Source organism: Malaciobacter halophilus, from assembly GCF_002837275.1.
Classification (GTDB): domain Bacteria; phylum Campylobacterota; class Campylobacteria; order Campylobacterales; family Arcobacteraceae; genus Malaciobacter; species Malaciobacter halophilus.
This window is the reverse complement of record NZ_NXIF01000021.1, coordinates 1-24,792: the sequence shown is the minus strand read 5'-3', so window position 1 is coordinate 24,792 and position 24,792 is coordinate 1. Positions and strand designations below refer to the sequence as shown.

Genomic DNA, 24,792 nt, shown 5'->3' with positions numbered 1-24,792 from the left:
GGAATATAATGAATAGAAAAATACTTTTAAGTTCAATTGCTTCTTTAGCAATTTTTTCTTTAAATGCAAATGCAAAAGATACAAATAAGATAAATTCAGTTGATGTTTGGGAAACTGAAATTGTTAGTTCTTCTTTAAACTTAGGAAAAGATTCAATTGAAACTAAGCAAGCTGACCACTTAAGTGATTTATTAAGAGGATTACCAGGTGTTGATGTTGGAGGAAGTCACTCAATGAATAATAAAATTATCATTAGAGGAATAAAAGATGAAGATATCAATATTACTATTGATGGTGCAAAACAGCCTAATGTTGATATGTTTCACCATCAAAGTACTCTAAAAGTTAATCCTGATATTCTAAAAAAAGTAAATATTGAAGTGGGTGCAAACTCTGTAGTTCATGGAGAACTAGGAGGTTCAATAGAGTTTGAAACAAAAGATGGAAAAGACTTTTTAGAAAATGGTGAGAAAGTTGGAGCAATTGTTTCTACTAAATATAATAGTAATGATAGTGTTGGAGCATCACTTGCTACATATGGAAAGATAACAAATAACTCTGATTTTTTTATTTATTATGACCATATTGAAAATGAAAATTGGAAAACAGGAGATGGAACCAAAGAAAAAGGAAGAGAAGGTACTATTAAAAACCTTTTATTAAAGTATGGTATTGACTTAGACGATACGCAAAGAGTATCTTTTTCTTATGATAGACTAGAAGATGAAGGTGATTATCACCCAAGACCAAATTTTAGCACAGCAGTAAATGAAGCAATTAATGTTGCAAGAGGAGCTCCTGCAGATTTAATTCATCCAACTGAATATATTAGAAACACTTACACATTAAAGCATACAATTGATAAAGGAGAAAATCTACTTATAAACTCTTCTTTATATTTCAATGAAATGGATTTAACAAGACATGAATCAAACTCTAATAAAAGAGGAGATATTTTTAATGCTATTGTAGAAAATAAAGGTTTTAGCACAAAAGCTCAATCAAATATCAACTATAAAGATATTCTTAATACTTTTACATATGGATTTTCTTATGATGTACAAACAAGTGAAGTAACTACTGATGGAGATGCTTATGGAGATGATGAAGAAGCTAAAACTTTTGCTCTATTTATTGAAGATGCAATTGATTTTAATAATGGCCTTATATTAACTCCTGGAATTAGAGCTACTAAATATAAACTTAATGGAGTTGTTGCAGATGTAAGTGAAAAAGAGATAACTTATTCTCTTGCTGCTGAATATGCAGTTACAGATAGTTTATCATTACTTGCAAGTCATACAACACTATTTAAAGGTGCTCCTATGCAAGAAGTTTTTGCAAGTTATAGAACAAGAGCTACAACACAAAACTCAAATATTAAATCAGAAACAGGTTATAACAATGAAATTGGGTTTAAATATATCAAAGATAATGTACTAGGTGCAGATAATATTGGAATATTAACTAAATATTATGTTACAAAAATCAATGATGATATTGGCTTTGATGACACATACCAAATGGTAAATTTAGGAGATACAAAAACAAAAGGTATAGAAGCAAGCTTTGCATATAACTTAAATGACTTTAATGCTTTATTTACATACTCAAGAATGGATTCAGAAGTACTTTATACAGGAGAAGCACTTGAACAAGAAACAGGAGATACATTTACTCTTGGATTAAACTATCAAGCTACACCTGAAGTTGGACTTTCTTGGCAATCAATCTTTGTTAAAGATGAAAACGATGTAAAAGATATAGAAAAAGAGGGGTATCATGTACATGATTTAGCTGTTAAATATACACCAAAATCAATAAAAGGTTTAAAAGTAATTGCTGGAATTGATAATATATTTGATAAAGCTTATGCTTCTCACTCTTCTTTTCAAGGTGATTTAAAAGCATTTGGTGATGCAACAGATTATGAGCCAGGAAGAAACTTTAAAGTTACTCTTTCTTATAAATTCTAGGAAAATTATGTTTGAAAAACAAAAAGTTTTTACATGAAACTAAGTCAATAATTGGCTTAGTTCATGGTTTTACAGCCTGTATAAGCACAGTACATTTTATTTTTATTAATGGTGATTATACTAGCAAAATATTACCTAAAAATAATAAGTTCTATTTTTTATTAACTCTTTTGGATTAACTTTAAAATATTTTGTAAAAGCTACTGTAAAACTTTGTTGATGCTTATAACCTACAATACTTGAAACCTCAGCAATATTGTAATCACCTGTACTTAATAACTCTTTTGCTTTTTGCATTCTTGCTTGTAGTACTAAACTTCCTGGAGTTGTATTAAAAAGCTCTTTAAATCCTAATTTTAATTTAAATTCATTTAAAGCAACCTCTTTACTTAAATCACTTATAGAATAAACCTTTTGGGAAGATAAAATTAACTCTTTTGCTTTTTTTAAAGATTCTATATCTAAAGAGTTAAATTTTACTTTTTTGCAAGTACAAATATTTTCTTTATTTAAATTAAATATATCTTTAAATTCACTATAAATAATCTCATATGCTTTACTTTGCAAATATAAAGTATCTAAATCTCCTTCAAAAGGTGAATTATATAGTTCATTTGCCAAGATTTTTGTTTTATAACTTGCCAATGATTTTTTTATATTTGTTGAGATATGATTTTGAAAATTTCTTTTTAATACCTTTACATTATTAAGTCCATTAAAAAAGTATTTTTCTAAAAAAGAGTCTCTTATTACAAGGCAAAGAGATTTTGTTTTAGTAAAATTATCAAAAATAATTGAACCATCATAACTATTTACATATTTTATTAAAATCTCATCTTTTTTAAATAAAAGTTTCGAATTATTACTATTATCTGTATAAATTACATCATCTTCAAGATTAATAGCAATACAAAGTCCAGAAACTTTTGAAAAAGACTTAACCTCTAATTTTTTGTTTATTGATGCACTTGTTTTAAACATGAAAATATTATCTTCAATAATTTGCTTATTACTTTTTATAACTCCTAAATTATTTGGAATATTATGTTGCCAACAATTACACTCATTACTACTTAATATAAAATCTTCAAAATCAATGCTACTTATTCTATATGACATTTAATCCCTCATACTTAAAAATAAATCCTTAATTCATAAAAAATATATTATAATTAATTATGATTATCATTATAATATTATCTCAAAAATACTTTAGATAATATAAGGAAACAAAATGAATAAACCCATTAGTTTAATACTAGCAAGTTTAATTTGCACTTCTGTTGCTTATGCACATAGTGAGCATGAAAAGAAATCTACTAATTTAGATAGTATTACTGTAACTGCAAACAAAATTGAGGAGAATATAAAAGATGTACCTCAAAGTATAACAGTTTTAGATGAAACTACACTGCAAGAAAAAGGCATCAAAACCGTAATTGATGTGATAAATCAAGTACCAGGAATGTACGCAGCAAACTCTACTTCTGGAACTTATATAAATTTTAGAGGATTAAATACCTCTTTGTTTACAAATAATAATCCTGTTGTAGTTTATATCAATGGTATTCCCATGGCAAATAGATATAATTTTAACCCTGCTTTAGCAAATGTACAAAGAGTAGAAGTATTAAGAGGTCCTCAAGGAACTTTATATGGAAAAGATGCAATTGGAGCAGTTATTAATATTGTGACAAAAGAAGCAAATAACTACTATAATGGTTCATTAAATTTAGAGTATGGAAGCAACAACTACAATCTTGCTAATTTTTATATAAATGGTCCTATTATAAAAGACAGACTATTTTGGGGACTTAATGGAAATTTTCAAAAAGATGATGGTTGGATAAAAAATACTTATCCTGGTATGAATGACCATGCAAATAGACAAAATAGTAGAAAAGTAAATACTTACTTTTTATATAAACCTACAGATAGATTAAGTTTAAAATTAAACCTTACAGATGAACATGAAAAAAGACATTGGTCAGATGGCTATTCACAAAGTGACCAAATAGATGTAAGTGATGCAAATAGAGATGATGCTGAATATTTTAGTTTTGATGTACCAACTGTTGAAATATTGGATACTCAAGCACAAAGTTTTCAAGCAAAATATGCTTTTAATAACTTTGATTTTAGCTCTCTTACTACACATAAAAAGTTTAATATTGATGGAGAGTATGATGCAGATTACTCTGATAATCCTGCTTTTAAAGAGCTTTATCAAATGAATAAAAGTGAAACAAAATCATGGACACAAGAGTTTAGACTTTCAAGTACAAATAGTGAAGATTTTAGATGGGTTGCTGGTTTATACTTTGAAGATGAAAAGCTTAATAATGGTCCATATGGAATGCAATTTAATATGATGGGAACAAAAATGGTTCAAGATGCCCAATCAATAACAAATAGCAAAACTCAAGCTTTATTTGGACAAGTAACTATACCATTTTATGAAGATTTTGAATTAACTTTAGGTGGAAGATACCAAAGAATAAAAAAAGATATAGATTTAGATATGTATATGCTTCCAGTTGGTGTTTCTGGTCCAGCAATGAATCATTTTAATGATGAAAAAACTTGGAATACTTTTTTACCAAAACTTGCTCTTTCTTATAAAATAAATGAAGATTGGACAACATATACATCAATTTCAAAAGGATATATGCCAGGTGGATTTAACTATTTTGCTATGAATAATGACAAAGATGCAAACTCATTTGAAGCACAAAAATCTACAAACTATGAGATAGGATTAAAAGGTTCATTTGAAAAAACAGATTTAACTTTATCAATTTTTAGAATGGATATAAAAGATATTCATGTTTATAAATCTTTATCTACTTCTATATGGTTAACAGATAATGCAAAAAAAGCCTATTCTCAAGGTGTTGAACTAGAAATAAATCATTATCCAAATAGCAATTGGGAATTAACAAGTGCCTTTGGATTTACAGATGCAAAATATAAACAGTATGATGCAGGTGATGCAAAATATGATGATGAAAAGATTCAATTAACTCCTGAATATACAGCAAGAGTTGGTGTAGGATATTTTAATCCTAGTGGATTTTATTCAAGAGCAGATATAAATCTTCAAGGGCCAACATATTTTTTCCATGATTCAAAAAATAAAATGGATAAACAAGATAGTTACATAACAACAAATGTTAAATTTGGTTATAAATATAAAGATTGGGATTTTTATGCTTATGCAAACAATATTTTTGACGAAAAGTATGTAACAGCATTTGATACAGCAGGAGGAATGTCAAGAATCACTTTTGGAGACCCAAGAAAAATAGGAGTGGGATTAAGGTATAGTTTTTAAGAAAAGAGAATTCTCTTTTCTTAATAATAGTATTTTCTTGATTTTATAAACTCTTTTGGATTGGCATTGAATCTTTTTTTAAATGCAGTTGTAAAGCTTTGAACATACTTATAACCTACTAATTTTGAAATTTCAGTAATATTAAGTTCACTACTTTCTAATAACTTTCTTGCTTCTAACATCCTATGCTCTAAAATTAAAGCCCCTGGTGTAGTATTAAAAAGCTTTTTAAAACCATACTTTAATTTGAACTCATTTAAAGCTACTTCTTTTGAGAGTTTTGGAAGATTAAGAAAAAATCTTTTTTCACAAATTAAGCTCTTTGCTTTTTGTAAGGCATAAATATCTTCTTTTGTAAGTTTTACCTCTTTTTTTATATCTTTTAGCCTATTTTTTTGTAAAATATCAGATAACTCATGAAATACTATTTCATAAACCTTACTTTGTAAATAGATTTTATGCAACTCTCCTTCATAAGGAGAATTAAAAATCTCATGGGCTAAAATCTTTGTTTTTAGATTTGTTTGAGCAGTTTTAAAATTAGTAGGAATATTTTTTTCATAGTTTTTCAAAATCAACTCTTTATTAGATATTTTCTCTAAAAAAAACTCTTGTAAAAACTCCCCTTTTATTATTATTCCAATATCCTTTAAGATATTACCTTTATTAACTTCAAATAAAGATTGACTTTGATTAATATACTTTACAAACATACTATTAGCACACTTATTTGTTTGTTCATCTAAAATTCTATCTGTATATTTTAAACTACCATCTAATACTATATTTATACATAAGCCCTCTTCACTAGAAGAAGAGTCCAAAGATACGTCATCTTTGAAATTAAAGCTATTTTTATATAAAAAAATATCATCAGATATTATGGTTTTTTCTACTTCTACACTTCCACTTTCATTTGGGAAATCTACTTTTATATTATCTTTTAAGTCTTTTACAAAAAAGTTTTCTAAATCATTCAAATCATATAACTTTGACACAAAATACCTTTTTATTAATTAATAATACAATTATCATAACTTTATTATTGATTTTCATTATCATTATAAGTATATTACAAATTAAATTAAGACTATATTTAAAGGTAAGAAAATGAACAAGAAACATGTACTATTATCACTTAGTGCATCTTTAGTGATTTTATCAAATTCACTTATGGCAGATAAAAAAAGTGTTGAGCTATCAGATATTACAGTTACTGCACAAAAAACTGAACAAAATATTCAAAAAGTACCTATGTCAGTAAATGTTTTAGATGAATTCTTTATTGAAGACTCAGGTATAAAAAATACTAGAGAAATTGCATCTTATGTTCCAAACTTAACAACTATGCATGGTGGTTCTAGAGACTATTTTTCAAGAATTGCAATAAGAGGTATTTCCAATACAGGAGTAGGAGAACCAGCAGTTGCACTATATATTGATGATGTATCTTATGCAGATTTATTTGCTTTTGACTCTCCACTTTTTGAAGTAGAAAGAATTGAGGTTTTAAAAGGTCCACAAGGGACTTTATATGGGAAAAATACAGAGGCTGGAGTTATAAATATAATTACTAAAAAACCTTCAAATGAACTATCAGGAAGAGTAAATCTTGAAGCAGGAGATTATGACTCAAAACAAATCATGGCCTCTTTAAACCTTCCATTAATCCAAGATAAACTATTTTTAAAAATGTCTGCATTAAAGTCTAAAAGAGATGGTTACATTAAAAATTTATATACTTCAACAGATATAGATAATCATGATACTTTATCATTAAGAACAAATATGCTTTATAAAGTAACAGATAATTTAGAAACAAGTTTAATTTTAGGATACCAAAAATTAGATGATGATGGAGGTTTTCCTATGACCTCAATGGAAAAAGGCAAATACAAAAATGCCACTGGACTTTCAAGTTTAGATGAGTTTGAATCATCATTTAATTATAAAGGTGATAGTCAAGCCAAAACAAAAACTTCAGTTTTAAAGTTTGATTATAGTGCACAAGATTATGATTTTATTTCTATTACAAGTTATAGAGATATGGATAATCAAAGTACTTTAGATGGAGATTTTTCTCCAAGTAAAAACTTCATAGGGTTTAACTCAAGAGAACTTGATTCTTTAAGTCAAGAGTTTAGACTATCTTCAACAAACAGTAGCTCTTTTAATTGGATAGTTGGAACATACTTTAACAATGAGAATGCAAATGATGAAACAGGCTATAAACTTGATGAAACTTATGCAAATATGATGGGTGTTCCTTTATATTCAGAAGATAAAATGAAAGCAGATTTAAACTCAAGAGATATTGCGATTTTTGGACAAAGTACTATAAGATTTTTTGACGATAGACTAGGATTAACAGCAGGACTTAGATACGAAAAGTCAAAAAGAAGTATGGATAAAAGAACTCACACTTTTGCAGGAGTAAACACAGCAACTCCTATGAAAAATATGGAAAAAACAAACTCAATTGTTCTTCCAAAACTTTCACTTGATTATTACATAAATAAAAATATGATGGTTTATACAACAGCTTCAAAAGGTTATAAAGCTGGTGGTTTTTCATATGCAGTTGATAATAAGGAGCTTGCAGAGTTTGATCCAGAAATATCAAATGCATTAGAAATTGGTATAAAATCTAAATTTCCTAATTTAGGTTTAACTTTTAATATGGCTGCTTTTTATACAAAAGTTGACGATTATCAAGATAGAATCCAAGTAAATCCTACAACTATTATGCAGGCTAATGTAACAGAAGTTGATATAAAAGGTTTAGAGTTTGAAACTTCATATGCAATTACAAATAACCTAACATTAAGTGGGAACTTTGGTTTAGTATCAGCAAAATATGGAGATTATGAAGATTCAATTGCAAATAGAAACTATAAAGATAATAAAGTAGCAATGATTCCTAAATATGATTTTAATGTAGGGTTAAAGTATAGAAACCCAAATGGTATTTTTGCAAATTTTGAAGCATTGCATACAGGAGAAAAGCAGTTTGATAGGTCAAATGAAAAAAAAGTTGAATCTTATACAGTTTATAATGCAAAAATTGGTTATGAACAAGATAATTGGGATTTATATTTTGGAGTAAAAAATATAACAAATAAAGAGTATTTTTTAGATGGTTTTCATGATACAACAGTAGGATATATGGGAGCTGTTGGAAATCCTAGAACTTTTAATGTTGCTTTTAATTATAGATTTTAATAAAAAATACTTTTATGTAAAAAAATAATCCTTTATACATAAATTCATTCTTGTATTTGATAGTAATTATTATTATAATTTTACTCAATATAAGAAATAAAGGTAATTTATGGAAAACGAAAAGATGAAAAAAAGTTTATGGGCTATAATGAAGCCTGTAAACTTACATATTAATAGTGCAATATTACTAGCAGCTTTTTCTGGTATCACTTCAGTTATTGCATTAACTTTTTTAGCATTTGTAGTTTCCTTAGCAGTTGATAAAAATGCAACTTTTTTAGGAATTACAATGGATTTTAATACAGCTTTTATATATTTAGCTGTAATCACATTTATATCATTTTTTTCAAGAAAATATGCTTTTATAATCTCTCATTTTGGAGCATTTAAACTTGAAGAAATATTGAGAATAAATCTCTCTAAGCATTTAGCAAAAGTTCCTTTAGGATTTATAACAACAACAGGAACAGGAAGATTAAAAAAAGTTTTATTAGATGATATAAAAAATCTTCATGCTTTTGTTGCAGATACAACTCCAATGATAGGAAGAAGTATTTCTACACCTATTGCTTCACTAATTTTAATGTTAATAATTGATTATAGATTAGCTTTTGCTTCTATTGTGGTTTTAATACTTGGTGTTATTATTATGAGTTATGTTATGAAAGACTCTCAAGTTTATAGAAATGCATATGAAAACTCTCAATCAAATATAAACAAAGCAGTTGTAGAGTTTGTTCAAGCTATGCCAATAGTTAGAACTTTTGATGATGGTACAAGCTCTTTTAAAAGATATAATGAGTCTTTAGAAAACTATAAAACAAATCTAAAAAACTGGATAAATGAAACAGGTGTAGCTGCAAAGTTTGCAATGGCAATCTTAAGTCCAATGCCAACTATTTTAGCAGTTAGTGGTATTGGAGCATATTTTGTTTTACAAGGAAGTTTAGATTTAGTATCATTTTTAGCAGTTTTATTAATTGCAACAGGAATGAGTGATGCTTTAATGCCTTTAATGTGGATGAGCAACTTTGTAAAAAAATCACAAGCAGCTGCTTATAGAATTGCTGATATATCAAATGAAGAAGAGTTATATTATTCAAATAAAATTAAAGAGTTAAACTCTTTTGATATTGAGTTTAAAAATGTTGGATTTAAATACGAAAATAGAGATTCAAATGCCCTTGAAAATATCAATTTTGAAGTAAAGCAAGGTACAAAAACTGCTATTATAGGCTCATCTGGGGCAGGTAAAAGTACTATTGCAAAGTTAATTCCTAGATTTTGGGATGTAAATTCTGGAGAAATTTTAATTGGAAATCAAAATATTAAAGATATTGATTCAAAAACACTAATGAACAGTGTTGCTTTTGTATTTCAAGATACATATCTTTTCCATGATACAATTAAAAACAATATAAAACTAGCAAATGAAAAAGCTACAGATGAACAAGTAATTCAAGCTTGTAAAGCCGCACAAATCCATGAGTTTATAATGACTTTACCCAAAGGCTATGATACCATTGTAGGAGATAAAGGCTCAAGACTTTCAGGTGGACAAAAACAAAGAGTTACAATTGCAAGAGCTATATTAAGAGATGCCAAAATAATTGTACTAGATGAAGCTACTTCATATGCAGATGCTCAAAATGAAGAGAAACTTATAAAAGCATTAGCAAATCTTACAAAAAATAAAACAGTAATTATTATTGCACATAGACTCTCAACAATTAAAGATGCAAATCAGATTTTACTATTTGAAAAAGGTAAATTAATAGCAAAAGGAACACATGAAGAGTTAATTAAAAACTCTTTTGATTATATTGATTTATATACAAGTTATGAAAAAGCTTATAACTGGGATATTGATAATAAAGGAAATCATAATGACAAATAAAAAGTTTAGTTCTTTATATGAAGTGTATAAACTATCAATTGAAATTGCAGGAGAGTATAAAATAGGATTTAAAAGAAGTCTTTTACTATTTTTTATCTCTTTTGTTACATTAGGTTTAGCCTTTGCAATGTTTTTCCCATTATTAAAAGCAATATTTTCTTCACAACCAGATATAAATGAGATTATTTATTGGTTTAGTTTTATGGCACTTTTTAGTGCAATTTCAATTATTACTAAGTGGTTTGGTCATGATTTTGATTATTCAGGCTATATTGTTGAAATTACAAATGATTTAAGAGTAAAACTAGGTAAAAAACTTAGAAATATGCCACTTCATACTTTATCAAAATATAAAACAGGAGAATTAAACTCTATTTTATCTGCTAATGTTGATGAATCTATTTTACATATGGGAGTTATTTCTGCACTATTTATGCAAATAACTGTAGTACCAAGTGTGGTAGTTTTATTTACATTTTTTATTGATTATAGACTTGCACTTATTATGTTAGTGATTCTACCTTTTGCAATACCACTTTATATAATCAAAAGAAAAGTATCAATTGAAGAGAAAAAAGATTTTAATGATGCCAACTCAAATTTAGAATCACAACTAATTGAGTATATTCAAGGTCTTCCTGTATTAAGATCAGTTAACCAAGTAGGTAAAAATGCAAAACAACTTGATTTAGCAGTAAAAAAAGTAAGAACCATACAAGAAGATGGAGCAGGAAAAAGTACACTTCCTTTACTAATTATGGGTTCACTTGTTGAAATTATTTTATTAGTACTTGTATTCTTAGGAGGTATTTGGGTAGAACAAGGTTCACTAGCACTTATAACTCTTGCTGCTTTACTTGTTGTAGTATCAAGACTAACTGAGCCTTTAACTTTATTTTTAGGAGTTATTCCTGTATTTGATACTATGGATAGTGCTTTTAATAGAATAAAAACTGTTTTAGATATAAAGTCATTAAAAACTTATGAACCTAAACAAGAAGCTAAGAGTTTTGATATAGAGTTTGAAAATGTTTTTTATTCATATGATAAAGATGAAACTTACTCTTTGAAAAATATAAATTTCAAAATAAAACAAAACTCACTAACGGCAATAGTGGGACACTCAGGTTGTGGAAAAACTACTATTACTAAAATGCTTATGAGATATGATGATGTATCTAAAGGAAGTGTAAAAATTGGTGATGTAAATATTAAGCACATGACACAAAAAGAGCTTATGAAAGATATTTCTGTAGTATTTCAAGATGTATATTTATTTGATGATACAGTACTAAATAATATAAAAATGGCAAAACCAAAAGCAACAAAAGATGAGATTATCAAAGCTTGCAAACTTGCAAATTGCCATGATTTTATACAAAATCTTCCAAACTCTTATGAAACTAATATTGGAGATTTAGGAGGAAATTTATCAGGTGGAGAGAAACAAAGAATATCAATAGCAAGAGCAATCTTAAAAGATGCTCCAATTGTAATACTTGATGAACCTACGGCTTCTCTTGATACAAAAAGTGAGCTTGCTGTTCAAAAAGCAATTGATTCTCTTGTAAAAAATAGAACAGTAATTGTTATTGCACATAGGTTATCTACAATTACTCATGCAGATAATATTTTAGTAATGAATGAAGGAGAGATTATACAGCAAGGTAAGCATGAACAAATAATAGTTTCAAGTGACTTATATAAAAATATGTGGGAAGCGCAAACTAGAACAAAAGTTTGGAATAGTTGATGAAAAGCCTTACAAAAAAGCACTCTTTTTTATTCTTAAGTTTGTATGTTACACAATTTTTAGGATTAGGTTTCTTTACAGAAGCCTTTATCGCTATTTTAAGAAAAACAGGAATGTCTTTAGAAAATCTTGGCATAGTTTATATGCTAGGATTTTTTTGGGTTTTAAGATTTGTATGGGCTCCTTTTATAGACAAAGTAAATTTTCAAAGAATTGGTCATTATAGATTTTGGCTTATACTTTCTCAAATAGTAATGGTAAGTTCACTATTTTTTGCATCTTTTTATGAAGTAACAACTCATATCTCAATAATTCTTTTATGTGCAGTTATTTTTTCTTTTTTCTCTGCTACTCAAGATATTGCTTTAGATGCACTTGTTTATAAAATCCTAACAAAAGAACAAAGACCTTTTGGTAATGCAATTAAAGTATCAGGAGGACTTATAGGAACAGTTTTAGGAGGAGGAGTTGCATTAATTATTTATTCATACCTTCAATGGCAAATAACAGTCTTAATTCTTGCATCTTTTACTTCTATTGCAATAATTCAACTTTTACTATTTAAAGAGCCTGCTTGGGAGAAAAAAGCTAAACAAAAAAGATTTGTTTTTAAAGAGTTTTATAGTTTTTGGAAAGGTAAAAACAGAAAAATATGGCTTGTTTTTATTCTTCTTTTTCCTTGTGCAGTTGCAACTGCCCATGGGTTAATATCTCCAATTTTAGTTGATTTAGGATGGGAACTAAAAGATATTGGACTAATTGTACATATTATTGGATATAGCATTGGAATTATAGCATCTTTTGGTGCTTCATGGCTAATAAATAAATTTGGCAAAAAAAGAGTTTTGATTTTTTGTTCAATAGGACAAATTTTAGGACTTTTTTTCTTGATTTTACTACTACATGGATATTCAAGCACTACTCATGTAATTTTAACAATTGGAACAATTTTTATTTTTTATACACCCTCAACAACAGTAATTTCAACTTTAATGATGGATGAAATAGATAGTAATAATCCAGCTTCACAATATGCAATTCAACATAGTATGTTTATGCTTTCTGGACTGATTTTTGCAAGTATGAGTATCTTTTTTTCTGGAAAATTTGGTTATGAAAATATAGTTTTAGCTATTAGTTTAATAGCTTTTATTCCTCTTTTTTTATCATTTAAAATAGATGAATTTTTATCAAAAGAGGAACAAAATGAAAAAATAAAAATAAACAGTTTAAATACAATAGGATAAAAAATGAAAGAAATAAAGCCTTTAATGGCAATAAATATTTTATGTGTGTCTTCAATGATGGCTTTCTTAGCAGTTGTTGGTCCAATTGTAAGAGAGTTAAATTTACAAGAATGGCATGCCGGACTTATGGTTGCTCTTGCAGGTGTTGCATGGGTATTACTCTCAAGATTTTGGGGTAAAAAAAGTGATTATTATGGAAGAAAAACTATTTTAATTTTTTCAATATTTGGTTTTTTTCTATCTTACTTATTTTTAGCAGGATATACAAACTATGCCATAATAAATCCACCTTCAGTTATAATCTCACTTATTGCTTTAGTTTTTGCAAGAGTTATGATTGGAGTATTTTATTCTGCAATTCCACCTGTATCAAATGCCTTAATTGCTGATAAGGTGGAACCTAGCAAAAGAACTTCATATATGGCAAGCTTAGGTGCTGCAAATGGAATTGGTATGATAATAGGCCCAATCATAGGTGGTGTACTTGCTGTTTATGGATTAACTGCACCTTTATATGTAGCTACTATTTTACCTTTAATTGCAGTAGTTATTATATATTTTAGTTTAGAACCAAGTAAAAAAAGAGAAGAAACTAAAGAAAAAGCTATTCATTTTTTAGATAAAAGATTAAGACTTCCTATGATTGCATCATTTTTTACTATGTACAGTATTGTAACCTCACAAGTTTGCTTAGGTTTTTATATACTTGATAAATTTCATTTAACACAAGTTCAAACTGCAAAAAGTACTGGTTATATTTTAGCAGTTATTGGTGTTGTTTTTATATTAACACAAATTGTAGTGTCAAAATTAAAAAATATCTCTTCGCATACATGGCTAATCTTAGGTTCAATATTTTGTGCAATTGGATATTTTTTAGTTAGTATTATAACAACACAAATACAACTAACTATTGCTTTTAGTATAGGAACAGCTGGTTTAGGAATGTTAATGCCCGCATTTTTAGCAATCACTGCAAATAGTGTACAAGAGCATGAGCAAGGAGTTGCAGCAGGTACAGTATCAGCAGCACAAGGCTTAGGAATAATAATAGGACCTCTATTAAGTACAATTCTTTATGAAATCAAACCAGAAATTCCATTTATATTTTCAGCAACTACTTTTTTAGTTTTGACTATAATTTCACTTTCATATAAAAAAAAGGAAGCTATTAGATGTTAGAGGTACTAATTTTAGCAATTGCATTAAGTATGGATGCTTTTGCAGTATCTATTGGTTTAGGCATAAAAAGTAATGAAAATCTAAAAGTTTTAGCTTTTAAAGCTGGACTATTTTTTGGTTTTTTTCAAGCATTAATGCCATTTATTGGATATTTTGGAGGAGTTGGATTAAAAGATATAATTGGTGGTTTTGATTATTGGCTTGCATTTTTTCTTCTTTTAATTATTGGTGGAAAAATGATATATGAAGCTTTTGGAGAAAATACAGAAGAGGATATAGCAAAAGTTTCAACTAAAGTTTTATTAACTTTAGCAGTTGCAACAAGTATTGATGCAATGGCAGCTGGTTTCACACTTCATTTATTTGATTTAAATGTTTATTTCTCTTTGCTAATTATAGGTATTACAACATTTATTTTTAGTTTTATTGGAGTTATGATTGGCTCAAAAGGAACTGCAAAATATGAAAGTAAAGCAGAGATTCTTGGTGGAGTTGTTCTTATAGCTATAGGCTTTAAAATACTACTTGAAAATACTATTTTTTAAATCTTAAGAAGAACTCTCTTCTTAAGACTACACAAATATTTAATAAAATTTATATAAAATTTAAAAGTAAGAAATAATTAACAAAAAAAATGTACAATTTCACAAAAATAACATAAAGGACAGTTATGAATAAGATAATATTAGCTTCTATTACAGTGTTCTCTTTACTTTTTATTGGATGTTCAAAAGATGACTCTACACAAGCATCTACACAAGAAAAAGTTATAAAAGTTGGAACTTCAGGTGGATATTTTCCATTTACTTTTTATAAAGATGATAAACTTCAAGGTTTTGAAATAGATGTTTGGAATGCAATTGGTGAAAAACTTGATGCAAAAATCGAGTTTAAAACTGCAAAGTTTTCTGGACTTTTTGGAATGCTTGAAACAGGTAAAATTGATACTATTTCAAATCAAATTACAACAACACCTAAAAGACTAGAAAAATATTACTTCCCAACTGCATATGTTTATGATGGGGCACAAATTATTGTACATAAAGATAATAATGAAATTAAATCATTTGAAGACTTAAAAGGTAAAAAAGTTGGTGTTACATTAGGTACGAACTATGCACAAATAGTTAGAAGTTTAGATAAAAATAATGAAGTTGAACTTATCACTTATGAAGGTAATGGTTTTGAGCAAGATGTAAAGCTTAAAAGAATTGATGCTTTTGTTCAAGATAGAATTTCAGCAGTTGAACTAATAAAAAAAGCAAATTTACCTTTAAAAATAGTAGGTGAACCACTTGAAGTATTAACAAACTCTTTTCCTTTTGTTAAAAATGAGAAAAATAAAGCCTTAGTTGAAGAAGTTAATAAAGCAATAAAACAACTAAAAGAAGATGGTACATTAAAAAAGATTTCAGTAAAATGGTTTGATTCTAATATTACAGAGAAATAATGAGTACATTTGATATAGATTATACCTTAGGGATTTTCCCAATACTTTTTAAATATATAGATATTACTATCTCTATGGCAGTTATTTCAGCTGCCATAGCTTTAATAATTGCCATATTAATTGCAGTAATCACAACTTATAAGATAAAACTTTTAACACAACTTTGTGATTTATACATCTCTTTTTTTAGAGGAACTCCTTTACTTGTACAGTTATATTTATTATATTTTGGTTTACCACAAATTCTTCCTATATTTTCAAATTTAGATGCTTATACAGCTTCTATTGCTGGTTTAGCCCTGCACTTTTCAGCTTATATGGCAGAATCAATTAGAGGAGCAATATCTTCTATTGATAAAGGACAGTTTGAAGCAGCAAATTCACTTGGAATGACAAGAACACAAACTTTTTCTTATATAGTTTTACCTCAAGCTATTAGAGTTGCCATTCCTAGTTTGATGAATAATTTTATTGATATAATTAAAAGTACTTCTCTTGCTTTTACACTAGGAGTTCCAGAGATTATGGCAAAAGCTCAAATTGAAGCTTCAAGTAGTTATAAATACTTTGAATCATTTTTAGCAGTTGCTATTGTATATTGGGTAATTGTAGTTACCTTTACATATTTCCAAAGAAAAGTAGAAACAAGACTAAACAAAGCTTATTAAATACTCTTTTTCATACTTCTTTTTATAATACCTTTATATTAGTTTCACTAAAGTATATAAATACCAATATAAAGAGAAGAGTATGAAAAGTAGATTCTTTACAATATCCATTCCAATTCTAGTTTTAATAATTGCATCTTTTTATATAACTTCAAAGTTTGTAAAACCTGCTCCTAAAAAAGAGATAACTATTGCCACAGGCTCAAAAACAGGAAACTACTATAAAACTGCATTAATTTATAAAAAACTTTTAGAAGAAGAGAAAGTAAAGGTAAATATTATTACTTCTAAAGGTTCAGTTGAAAATATAACTCTTCTTCATGAAAATAAAGCAGATGTTGCATTTATTCAAAATGGAACAATAACTACAAATGATACAAAAAATATAAAATCAATTGCATCAATCTATTATGAACCATTGTGGGTTTTTTATAGAAATGAAGGGTATAAGATTGATTATATTATTCAGTTGATTACTAAAAGAATTAATATAGGACAAGAAGGAAGTGGAACCCATGATTTAACTTCAAAAATACTAAAAGATAATGGATTATCAAAACAGAATGCAACAATTCTTAACTACTCAAATGAAGAAGCAAAAAAGCTACTGTTAGCTAAAAAAATTGATGCTATGTTTGCTGTTACTTCTCATAATTCACAAATTGTAAAAGAGTTACTTGAAAATCCAAATATTAATGTACTTAGCTTTAAAAGAGCAAAAGCATATAGTAGAAAATATTCATATTTAGACTCTTTAACTTTATATGAGGGAACTCTTGATTTGTATAAAAACTTACCAGATGAAAATATAAATTTACTTGCAACAACAGCAAACTTAGTTGTTAAAAGTGATTTTTCACAAGAATTAATTAGAATCTTATTAAAAAAAGTAAAAGAAGTACACAATAAAAAAGAGCTATTTTCAAAACAAGGAGAATTTCCTAATTTAAAAAATATGAAACTTCAAGTCCATGAAGAAGCAAAGATATATTTTGAAAATGGAGATACTTGGTTAGAGAAAATATTTCCTTATTGGATAGCTGCAAATATTGATAGATTAAAAATATTTTTAATACCTTTAATTACTCTTTTAATACCTTTATTTAAAGGAGTTTTACCACTTTATCAATGGAGTATGCGTTCTAAAATATATAAATGGTATGAAGAAGTAAAAACCGTAGAATTAGATATAGCTTATTTAAATAAACAGCAACTTGAAGAACAGCTTGAAAAACTTCAAGATTTACAAGATGAAATATCAAAAGAGACTAAAGTTCCTTTATCATTTATGGGAGAATACTATAATTTAATTATGCATATTAATATGTTAGAGCAAAGAATAAAAACAAGATTAAAGCTTATTTAAATTCTTTGCATTAATTTTTTGTACTAACTCAGCAATTACATTTTTGTAAAGTTGAGTAAAAACATAAGGGTCTTCCTCATAAAGTTCAAAAGCCAATTTAAAGCTAATAACTTTTACTTTAGTATTTGCTCTTACAGTAGCACTTCTTTTCTCTTTAGTAATTGGTGCAAACTCTCCAAAAATTTGATTTTTATCTATTTGTCCAACAATATTTGCACCAATACTTGCCCTACAACTTCCTTCAAGTAAAAAGAAAATTTCATCACCCTCTTCTAGTAAATTTATTATTATTTCATGGGGATTATATCTAATAAATTTAACATCTTTAACAATATGTTTTATATCTTCATCTCTCATATTCTTAAAAAATCTTATGTTCTCTTTAGAATCCACAAGTTTTTGAACAATCTCATCACACTCAATCTCTTCTTTTGGTTCTAAAGATTTTAACTCCCCAATTTCAGCTTTTGAGTATTTAACTTCTAAAGGTTTACATGTTGCATTTATTTTGTAATCACATATTGAATTAAAACTTTTTGTTGTATGTCTTAAGAACTCTTTTGTTCCAAAAATACTTGAAGTTGTAAAATTCTTAATAAATTTTGTAAGAATTTGTGACCTCATAGCTTCATGCCAAATATATAAATCAAGATAATAAAGTTTTGTATTCATAATCTTTACAGCTCTTAATTTTTCCTCTTTTAAAACTTTTTTAAAGAGTTTTTCAAAGCTAAGGAAATCTATTTGCTCTTTTTTTTCGTAATCATTATAAATTTTTTCAATATTATATTTAATATCAATATTATAAAAATGTTCAATTAAGCAAACTGTATCATTTAGAAACTTTTTCATTAACTTTGTTTCAAACTGGTCATCCATTACTGAAAAAAGATTAATAACATTAAAAATTTTATCTTTTATATTTAAATATTCATTATTTGAAAGTGTGTCATTTATACCAAGAATACCCTCATGATATTCGATTATTTGGTAAAAATTATCTAGTTTAGATTTTATATAATCTTCCAATTTCTCCTACTCTCTTCTTTAGATTATTAAGTCTCTATTTTAGCCTAATTTAGATATAATCTCAAAAAAAATTTGAAGGATTTATGTTTTGAGAATATTATCAGGAATTCAACCATCAGGTACAATACACATAGGAAACTATTTTGGTATGATAAAAAAGATGATAGAATCACAAAATGACGGTGAACTATTTGCTTTTTTAGCATCATATCATGCTTTAACATCGGTAAAAGATAAAGAGGCTTTACAAAATAATATGTTTGAAGCTGCTGTTAACTTTTTAGCTTTAGGAATGGACCCAGAGAAATCTACTTTTTGGGTACAACACGATGTAAAAGAGGTACTTGAACTGTACTGGATATTATCAAATCATACTTCAATGGGACTTTTAGAAAGAGCACACTCTTATAAAGATAAAACTTCAAGGGGAATTCAAGCAAACCATGGATTATTTTCATATCCTGTTTTAATGGCTGCTGATATTTTACTTTATGATGTAGATGTTGTTCCAGTAGGAAAAGACCAAATTCAGCATGTAGAGATGACAAGAGATATTGCAAACTCTTTTAATCATGCATATGACAAAGAGATTTTTATACTTCCAAAAGCAAAAGTAGATGAAATAGTTGCAACAGTTCCAGGAACAGATGGAGCTAAAATGTCTAAATCATATGGAAATACAATTGATATGTTTGGAAGTAAGAAAAAAGTTAAAAAACAAGTAATGGGAATTGTTACAGATTCAAAAGAGCTTGATGAGCCTAAAGAGTGGGAAAATTGTAATATTTATAAACTTTGTGAACTATTTATGAATGAAGATGAATTAAAAGATTTACAAAAAAGATATGAAACTCCAGGTGAAGGTTATGGGCATTTTAAATTAACACTTTTAGATAAAATAAATGAGCACTTTGAACCTTATTTAGAAAAAAGAGAGTATTACTTAAATAATAAAGATGAAGTAAAAGATATTTTAGCTTTTGGAGCAAATAAAGCAAGAAAAATTGCTCAAGCAAAAATGGAACAAATAAGAGAACTTATAGGACTTAAAATATAAGAATAAAAAGACTTTTGTCTTTTTATTCTATACAACTTTTATCACTTTATTTATATTTTTAGAAATTTTTTCAACTCTTTCTTGCCAAAGCTTACTAAATAGTTTTTTCTCTTCATCATTTGCTTTTTTTTGAACTATTTTTTTCATTAATTCTGACACCATAGGGTCAAAAGTTATACTACTACAATCATAATAAACATCAACACTTTCATTTGTATCTAATCTTGTAAACTTTACATTTGAAGTTATATCTTGTTCAAAAAAAAGTAAATTTCTTCTATCAAAGTTTCCTGAAATTCCTTTAAATCCTGTATTTGTTGTAGCTGCTGTTATTGCACTAATTATATTTGCAATAACTCCTGTTGTTCCTTCAGTTGAAGCATTTTTAAACTCTACTTTAATCTCTCCTCTTTTAGGTAAGCTTAACTTATATAAAGCCTTTAATCCTTCAATACACATCAAATATGCTCCTAAAACAGTAGGACATGAATGACCTGCAATTTTTACTGCATCTAAATAATTAAATTCAATAACTCCATTTTCAAATGCGCCTAAAAAATTTGAGAGTTTATCTTCTAAAGTAATTGATTCTATTTCATTAAAAAAGTTTGGGTAGTTCATCTTTATAACCTTTAAAAAGTTTATAAAATATTATATAAACCTTTTAAATAAGTCATTGATTTAAAATAAGTATCTATTTTTTACAAATAAAAATATGTTTATCTGCTTCATCAAAACCATGAAGATTAAAATCACTAATTGATTCTACTTTAAAACCAACCTCTTTTAAAAGCTGTTTTAAGCTCTTTATATCATGATAATATTGAGTTATTAAATCTTCTTGTTTTTCATATAAATTATTCTTTTTCTCTTCAAAAAGAATAATATTTGTATTTAATTCATCCTCATCAAAAATTGCATCAATTGCTATAAATTTATTCTCTTTATTTATAGTCAAGCTTCCATCTGCAACATCATTGAATCCAAAATATGAATTAACATCAAACATATAATATCCACCTTCATTTAAAACATTATATGTATCTTTAAAAAACTGTTTTAGATGATTTTTAGGGATATAGTTTACTACATCAAAAATTGCAGTTGCACAATCAAATTTTCTATTTACTTCTTCAAGAGGCATGCATTTAGCATCAACTTCTCTTTGTTCACAAACTTTTATTTGCTCATTACTTAAATCAATCCCAAAAGCCTTTTTACCATTTATTTTTAGATTCTCAAGAAAATAACCTTGTCCACATCCAATATCAAGTATATTATCAAGCTCATTTACCATTACAAAAGTCATAAACTCTTTGTGTAAAGAGTAAACCTCATCTTCAAAATCTAAATATTGTTCTACTTTTGAGTATAAATCTAATCCCATTATAATACTTCTTCTAATCTTTGCTTTAATTCTAAAATAATCTCTTTTTTAGCATAAAATGAGTTTTTATTTGCAATTAAATGGGCGCTACTTTCCATGATTGTTGGCCCTACTTCTAATCCATTTTGTTTCATTGTAGTTCCAGTTTCAACAATATCAACTATACAATCACTTAAGCCAACTATTGGTGCAAGTTCAATTGAACCATATAGTTTAATAATTTCAACAGCCATTGCTTTTTGTTCAAAATATTTTTTTGCAATCTTTTCATGTTTTGTTGCAACTTTAATTTCACTTTTTGAAAAGTCTAACTCCTCACCTCTTTTTAATCCAAAAGCAACTTTACATTTTCCTAAGTGTAGATTTAATAATTTTATTAAATCATACTCTTTCTCTTCTAAAACATCAAGCCCCACAACTCCCAAATCAGCAGCTCCATGCATAACATATGTAGGTACATCTTGATTTCTAACATTTAAAAATCTAAAACCACCCTTTTCAAGTATAAGTTTTCTATCTTCAAATATAAACTCTTCATTAAAAGCCTTTTCAAACTTTTCTAAAGTCTCTTTTGCAATTCTTCCTTTAGGCAATGCAATCGTTAGCATTAATTATCCTTTTCATATTTTCAAAAATCAAATCTTTTTTATAGATACTATTTTTAAAATATTTACTTAAAAATTCTCCATCTCCACCAGTAAATATGATTTTTTGTTTTTTTCTAATATTTTCAATTGGTTGTATTATTGATTGTAAGATTGCGTATGATATCGCATCTTGTGTACAAAGTGGGATTTTATCCAAATTTACCTTTGTATTAAAATCAAACTTTAATTTCAAAGAGATATTTGGGTATAAATCTTTCATAGCTTTAATACCAGCAAGTATAAATCCACCTTCATGTTTTTTATTATTTATAATGTCAACAGTAATTGCACTTCCAGCATCAACTATTATTGCATTTTCATATCCATAACAAGCAATCTTTCTATCAATTCCCATACCCTTATAGTTTGTTTCAAACTCAAAATAGTCTTGTATATTTACTAACTCATTATTGGATTGTTTTAATTTTAAAGTACCTTTCTCATTTACAGAAACATAGTAAATTTTTTCTTTAAAGTTTGGTATCTTTTCATCTAAAAAATATCTCTTCTCTTCTTTATCAATTAAAAAGTGAATAGTTGTATTTCCTATATCACATAAAATCAACTCTTACTCTCCATTCATTATCTTTTAAAAAACTCTTTGCTTTTGAACAAAGTGGTGAACTTATAAGTAACTCTTTGTGTTTAAAGTTATGTCCTTTAAACTCCTTTAATTTCTCAAAAAGTTCTAATAAATCATTTGCATTTTTTCTTATAAATCTACTTTTTGCATCTACTATAAAGATTGCATAATAAGTAGATTTTATATCTGTTGCTGTATAAATTCCTATTTTCTTTCTACTTCCTAATTGCTTAGGGAGAACTTCATTTATTTGTTTAAATAGTATGTTTTTACTTGTATAAAATGTTGTTAAATCTTTCAATATTTTTCCTTTAAAACTCTATATTATACCAAAACATTAGTTAAGCACACAAAAGTAGTTAAGTTATAATTTTTTTAAATTACTATATAGTATATTTAATATATAATTTTTAAAGTAATTTATTTGTTGGGAATTGAATGAAAAATAACCTTATTACAAACAAAGTATTGATTTTTAGAATTTTAATAGTTGTTCTTTTTTTTAGTATTATTACTCTACTTATTGCAACAATTTATATAAAAAGAACTGCTTTAACAACTTTAGCAGAAGATGATGCAAAAAAGACTAGCGAACTTATTTTTGAAACTATGTACACAAGAATGCAAGAAGGTTGGGCAAAAGAAGATTTAGTTAAAATTCTAAATAGAATGGAGCATATAAGACATGGCTTAGAAGTACACTCATATAGAAATAAAAATGTTGAAAAAATCATGGGTGTAATAAAAGAGGATAAACAAAAAGTAAAAAATGACCCTCTTATACAAAAAGCTATGGAAGGTAAAAAACAGTTTGTTGTACAAGAAGATGGAAGTATTAGATATTTATATCCTATGAAAACATCAAGCGAGTGTATTACTTGTCACTATAATTCAAAAGTAGGTGATGTAAATGGAGTATTAGATATAAAATATCCACCAAATGAAATAAAAATATCACTTGATATGGTAATATACTATTTTTTAATATTTTTTATGCTTTTTATTATCTTATATTTTTATATTTTTTATAAAATAATCAATAAAAAGATTATCGAACCAGTTGTAAACTTTACAGAAGAGATAAAAAAAGTAACAAAAGATAAAAGCTTTACAAAAAGAGCTCATATAAAAACAAAAACTGCAGAAATTTACTCATTACAAAGTAGATTTAATAGACTACTTGATACTATTACTTACTATTACAATCAATTGTTAAATAATCTATATACAGACTCCCTTACAAAAATACCTAACTTAACTAAACTACAAGAGGATATAAAACTATATAAAACACAAAGTTTAGCTGTTGTTTCTCTTGATTCGTTTAAAACAATAAATAGTTTTTATGGTGTTAAAGTAGGAGATTTTATCATGAATGAAGTTGCAAAACTTCTTGTAAAGACCTCTAAAGATGTAGGAAAAGTATATAGACTACACAGTGATGAGTTTGCAATTTTTTCCTATGAAACTATTAATATAGATTTTTGTGAACACCTTATAAAAACTATTAGTTCAAAACTATTTAAATATGAAGATATAGATATAAATATTCAAGCAACAATAGGTGTTGCTAAAGACTCAAAATCAAGAACTTTAGAAAAAGCAATTCTTGCAGTTAGAACTGCTAAAAAAGAGAAAAGAAATATTGAAATTTATAACGAAGAGTTAACCTTAAAAGAGGAGTATAAAAACCATATAAAATTAACTTCTTTATTAAAACATGCTTTACAAAATGATGAACTTACTCCTTTTTATCAAGGCTTAGAAAATACCAAAACTAAAAAAATCGACAAATATGAAGCTTTAGCTAGAGTTGTAAAAAAAGATGAGATTATTACTCCTGATAGATTTTTAGAGATTTCTAAAAGTAGTAAACAGTATCCAAAAATAACAGAAGCTATGATAAGAAAGAGTTTTGAATACTTTAAAAATAAAAAAGAGTTAAGTTTTTCTATAAATCTATCAATGGATGATATTAAAAATGAAAAAACTAC

Annotated in this window: 21 protein-coding genes; 13 read left to right on the top strand and 8 right to left on the bottom strand. The window is 26.9% G+C overall.

The features are described from left to right. Positions 1-8 precede the first annotated feature (8 nt). Positions 9-1,976 (top strand): TonB-dependent receptor domain-containing protein, encoded by a 1,968-nt coding sequence (locus CP960_RS05465; RefSeq protein ID WP_101184409.1) that lies wholly within the window; start codon positions 9-11, stop codon positions 1,974-1,976. A 135-nt stretch (positions 1,977-2,111) separates the two neighbouring features. On the opposite strand, the gene CP960_RS05460 is transcribed toward CP960_RS05465, so the two are convergent. After that, the gene (locus CP960_RS05460) at positions 2,112-3,095 is read right to left on the bottom strand and encodes a helix-turn-helix transcriptional regulator (protein ID WP_101184408.1); all 984 of its coding nucleotides are present in this window, start codon (positions 3,093-3,095) and stop codon (positions 2,112-2,114) included. A 115-nt stretch (positions 3,096-3,210) separates the two neighbouring features. Here CP960_RS05460 and CP960_RS05455 point away from each other — a divergent pair, with 115 nt between their 5' ends. Further along, the gene (locus CP960_RS05455) at positions 3,211-5,310 is read left to right on the top strand and encodes a TonB-dependent receptor (RefSeq protein WP_101184407.1); all 2,100 of its coding nucleotides are present in this window, start codon (positions 3,211-3,213) and stop codon (positions 5,308-5,310) included. 20 nt (positions 5,311-5,330) lie between these two features. Here the strand turns inward: CP960_RS05455 and CP960_RS05450 are convergent, their stop codons facing one another. Next, positions 5,331-6,308 (bottom strand): helix-turn-helix domain-containing protein, encoded by a 978-nt coding sequence (locus tag CP960_RS05450; RefSeq protein ID WP_101184406.1) that lies wholly within the window; start codon positions 6,306-6,308, stop codon positions 5,331-5,333. A 112-nt stretch (positions 6,309-6,420) separates the two neighbouring features. Between CP960_RS05450 and CP960_RS05445 the strand changes: the two genes are divergently transcribed. From CP960_RS05445 to CP960_RS05405, 9 genes are all read left to right on the top strand, one after another. Continuing rightward, positions 6,421-8,532, top strand: a complete 2,112-nt coding sequence (locus CP960_RS05445) for a TonB-dependent receptor (RefSeq protein WP_101184405.1) — start codon at positions 6,421-6,423, stop codon at positions 8,530-8,532. 109 nt (positions 8,533-8,641) lie between these two features. Further along, the gene (locus CP960_RS05440) at positions 8,642-10,429 is read left to right on the top strand and encodes an ABC transporter ATP-binding protein (protein WP_101184404.1); all 1,788 of its coding nucleotides are present in this window, start codon (positions 8,642-8,644) and stop codon (positions 10,427-10,429) included. Beyond that, positions 10,419-12,182, top strand: a complete 1,764-nt coding sequence (locus CP960_RS05435) for an ABC transporter ATP-binding protein (protein WP_101184403.1) — start codon at positions 10,419-10,421, stop codon at positions 12,180-12,182. The genes CP960_RS05440 and CP960_RS05435 overlap by 11 nt, the downstream gene beginning before the upstream one ends. Further along, a complete protein-coding gene (locus CP960_RS05430) occupies positions 12,182-13,429 on the top strand; it encodes an MFS transporter (protein ID WP_101184402.1) in 1,248 nt (415 codons plus the stop codon). Before CP960_RS05435 ends, CP960_RS05430 begins: the two co-directional genes overlap by 1 nt. 3 nt (positions 13,430-13,432) lie before the next feature. Continuing rightward, positions 13,433-14,611, top strand: a complete 1,179-nt coding sequence (locus CP960_RS05425) for an MFS transporter (protein ID WP_101184401.1) — start codon at positions 13,433-13,435, stop codon at positions 14,609-14,611. Further along, positions 14,605-15,156, top strand: coding sequence for a manganese efflux pump MntP (locus tag CP960_RS05420; protein WP_101184400.1), 552 nt, complete (start codon positions 14,605-14,607; stop codon positions 15,154-15,156). The genes CP960_RS05425 and CP960_RS05420 overlap by 7 nt, the downstream gene beginning before the upstream one ends. 125 nt (positions 15,157-15,281) lie before the next feature. Further along, positions 15,282-16,061 (top strand): amino acid ABC transporter substrate-binding protein, encoded by a 780-nt coding sequence (locus tag CP960_RS05415; protein WP_101184399.1) that lies wholly within the window; start codon positions 15,282-15,284, stop codon positions 16,059-16,061. Continuing rightward, complete coding sequence (locus CP960_RS05410) at positions 16,061-16,729, top strand: amino acid ABC transporter permease (RefSeq protein WP_101184398.1); 669 nt, start codon at positions 16,061-16,063, stop codon at positions 16,727-16,729. The genes CP960_RS05415 and CP960_RS05410 overlap by 1 nt, the downstream gene beginning before the upstream one ends. An 82-nt stretch (positions 16,730-16,811) precedes the next feature. Next, a complete protein-coding gene (locus tag CP960_RS05405; RefSeq protein ID WP_101184397.1) occupies positions 16,812-18,095 on the top strand; it encodes a TAXI family TRAP transporter solute-binding subunit in 1,284 nt (427 codons plus the stop codon). Here CP960_RS05405 and CP960_RS05400 read toward each other — a convergent pair. Continuing rightward, complete coding sequence (locus tag CP960_RS05400) at positions 18,081-19,124, bottom strand: cyclic nucleotide-binding domain-containing protein (protein ID WP_101184396.1); 1,044 nt, start codon at positions 19,122-19,124, stop codon at positions 18,081-18,083. The genes CP960_RS05405 and CP960_RS05400 overlap by 15 nt on opposite strands. A gap of 88 nt (positions 19,125-19,212) precedes the next feature. On the opposite strand from CP960_RS05400, the gene trpS reads away from it, so the two are divergent. Then, positions 19,213-20,181, top strand: a complete 969-nt coding sequence (gene trpS / locus CP960_RS05395) for a tryptophan--tRNA ligase (protein ID WP_101184395.1) — start codon at positions 19,213-19,215, stop codon at positions 20,179-20,181. Positions 20,182-20,208: 27 nt separating this feature from the next. On the opposite strand, the gene CP960_RS05390 is transcribed toward trpS, so the two are convergent. The 5 genes from CP960_RS05390 to CP960_RS05370 all read right to left on the bottom strand — a co-directional run bounded on the left by CP960_RS05390 (position 20,209) and on the right by CP960_RS05370 (position 23,099). Beyond that, entirely contained in the window at positions 20,209-20,802 is a 594-nt protein-coding gene (locus CP960_RS05390; RefSeq protein ID WP_101184394.1) for an FmdE family protein, read from the bottom strand. Positions 20,803-20,875: 73 nt separating this feature from the next. Beyond that, a complete protein-coding gene (locus tag CP960_RS05385) occupies positions 20,876-21,568 on the bottom strand; it encodes a class I SAM-dependent DNA methyltransferase (protein WP_101184393.1) in 693 nt (230 codons plus the stop codon). Continuing rightward, positions 21,568-22,176, bottom strand: a complete 609-nt coding sequence (gene hisG / locus CP960_RS05380; protein WP_101184392.1) for an ATP phosphoribosyltransferase — start codon at positions 22,174-22,176, stop codon at positions 21,568-21,570. Before hisG ends, CP960_RS05385 begins: the two co-directional genes overlap by 1 nt. Next, the gene (locus tag CP960_RS05375) at positions 22,154-22,780 is read right to left on the bottom strand and encodes a type III pantothenate kinase (RefSeq protein WP_101184391.1); all 627 of its coding nucleotides are present in this window, start codon (positions 22,778-22,780) and stop codon (positions 22,154-22,156) included. The genes hisG and CP960_RS05375 overlap by 23 nt, the downstream gene beginning before the upstream one ends. Further along, positions 22,767-23,099, bottom strand: coding sequence for a hypothetical protein (locus tag CP960_RS05370; protein ID WP_101184390.1), 333 nt, complete (start codon positions 23,097-23,099; stop codon positions 22,767-22,769). The genes CP960_RS05375 and CP960_RS05370 overlap by 14 nt, the downstream gene beginning before the upstream one ends. A 137-nt stretch (positions 23,100-23,236) precedes the next feature. On the opposite strand from CP960_RS05370, the gene CP960_RS05365 reads away from it, so the two are divergent. Then, on the top strand, positions 23,237-24,792 hold a 1,556-nt coding region (locus CP960_RS05365), incomplete at its 3' end, for a diguanylate cyclase domain-containing protein (RefSeq protein ID WP_101184389.1).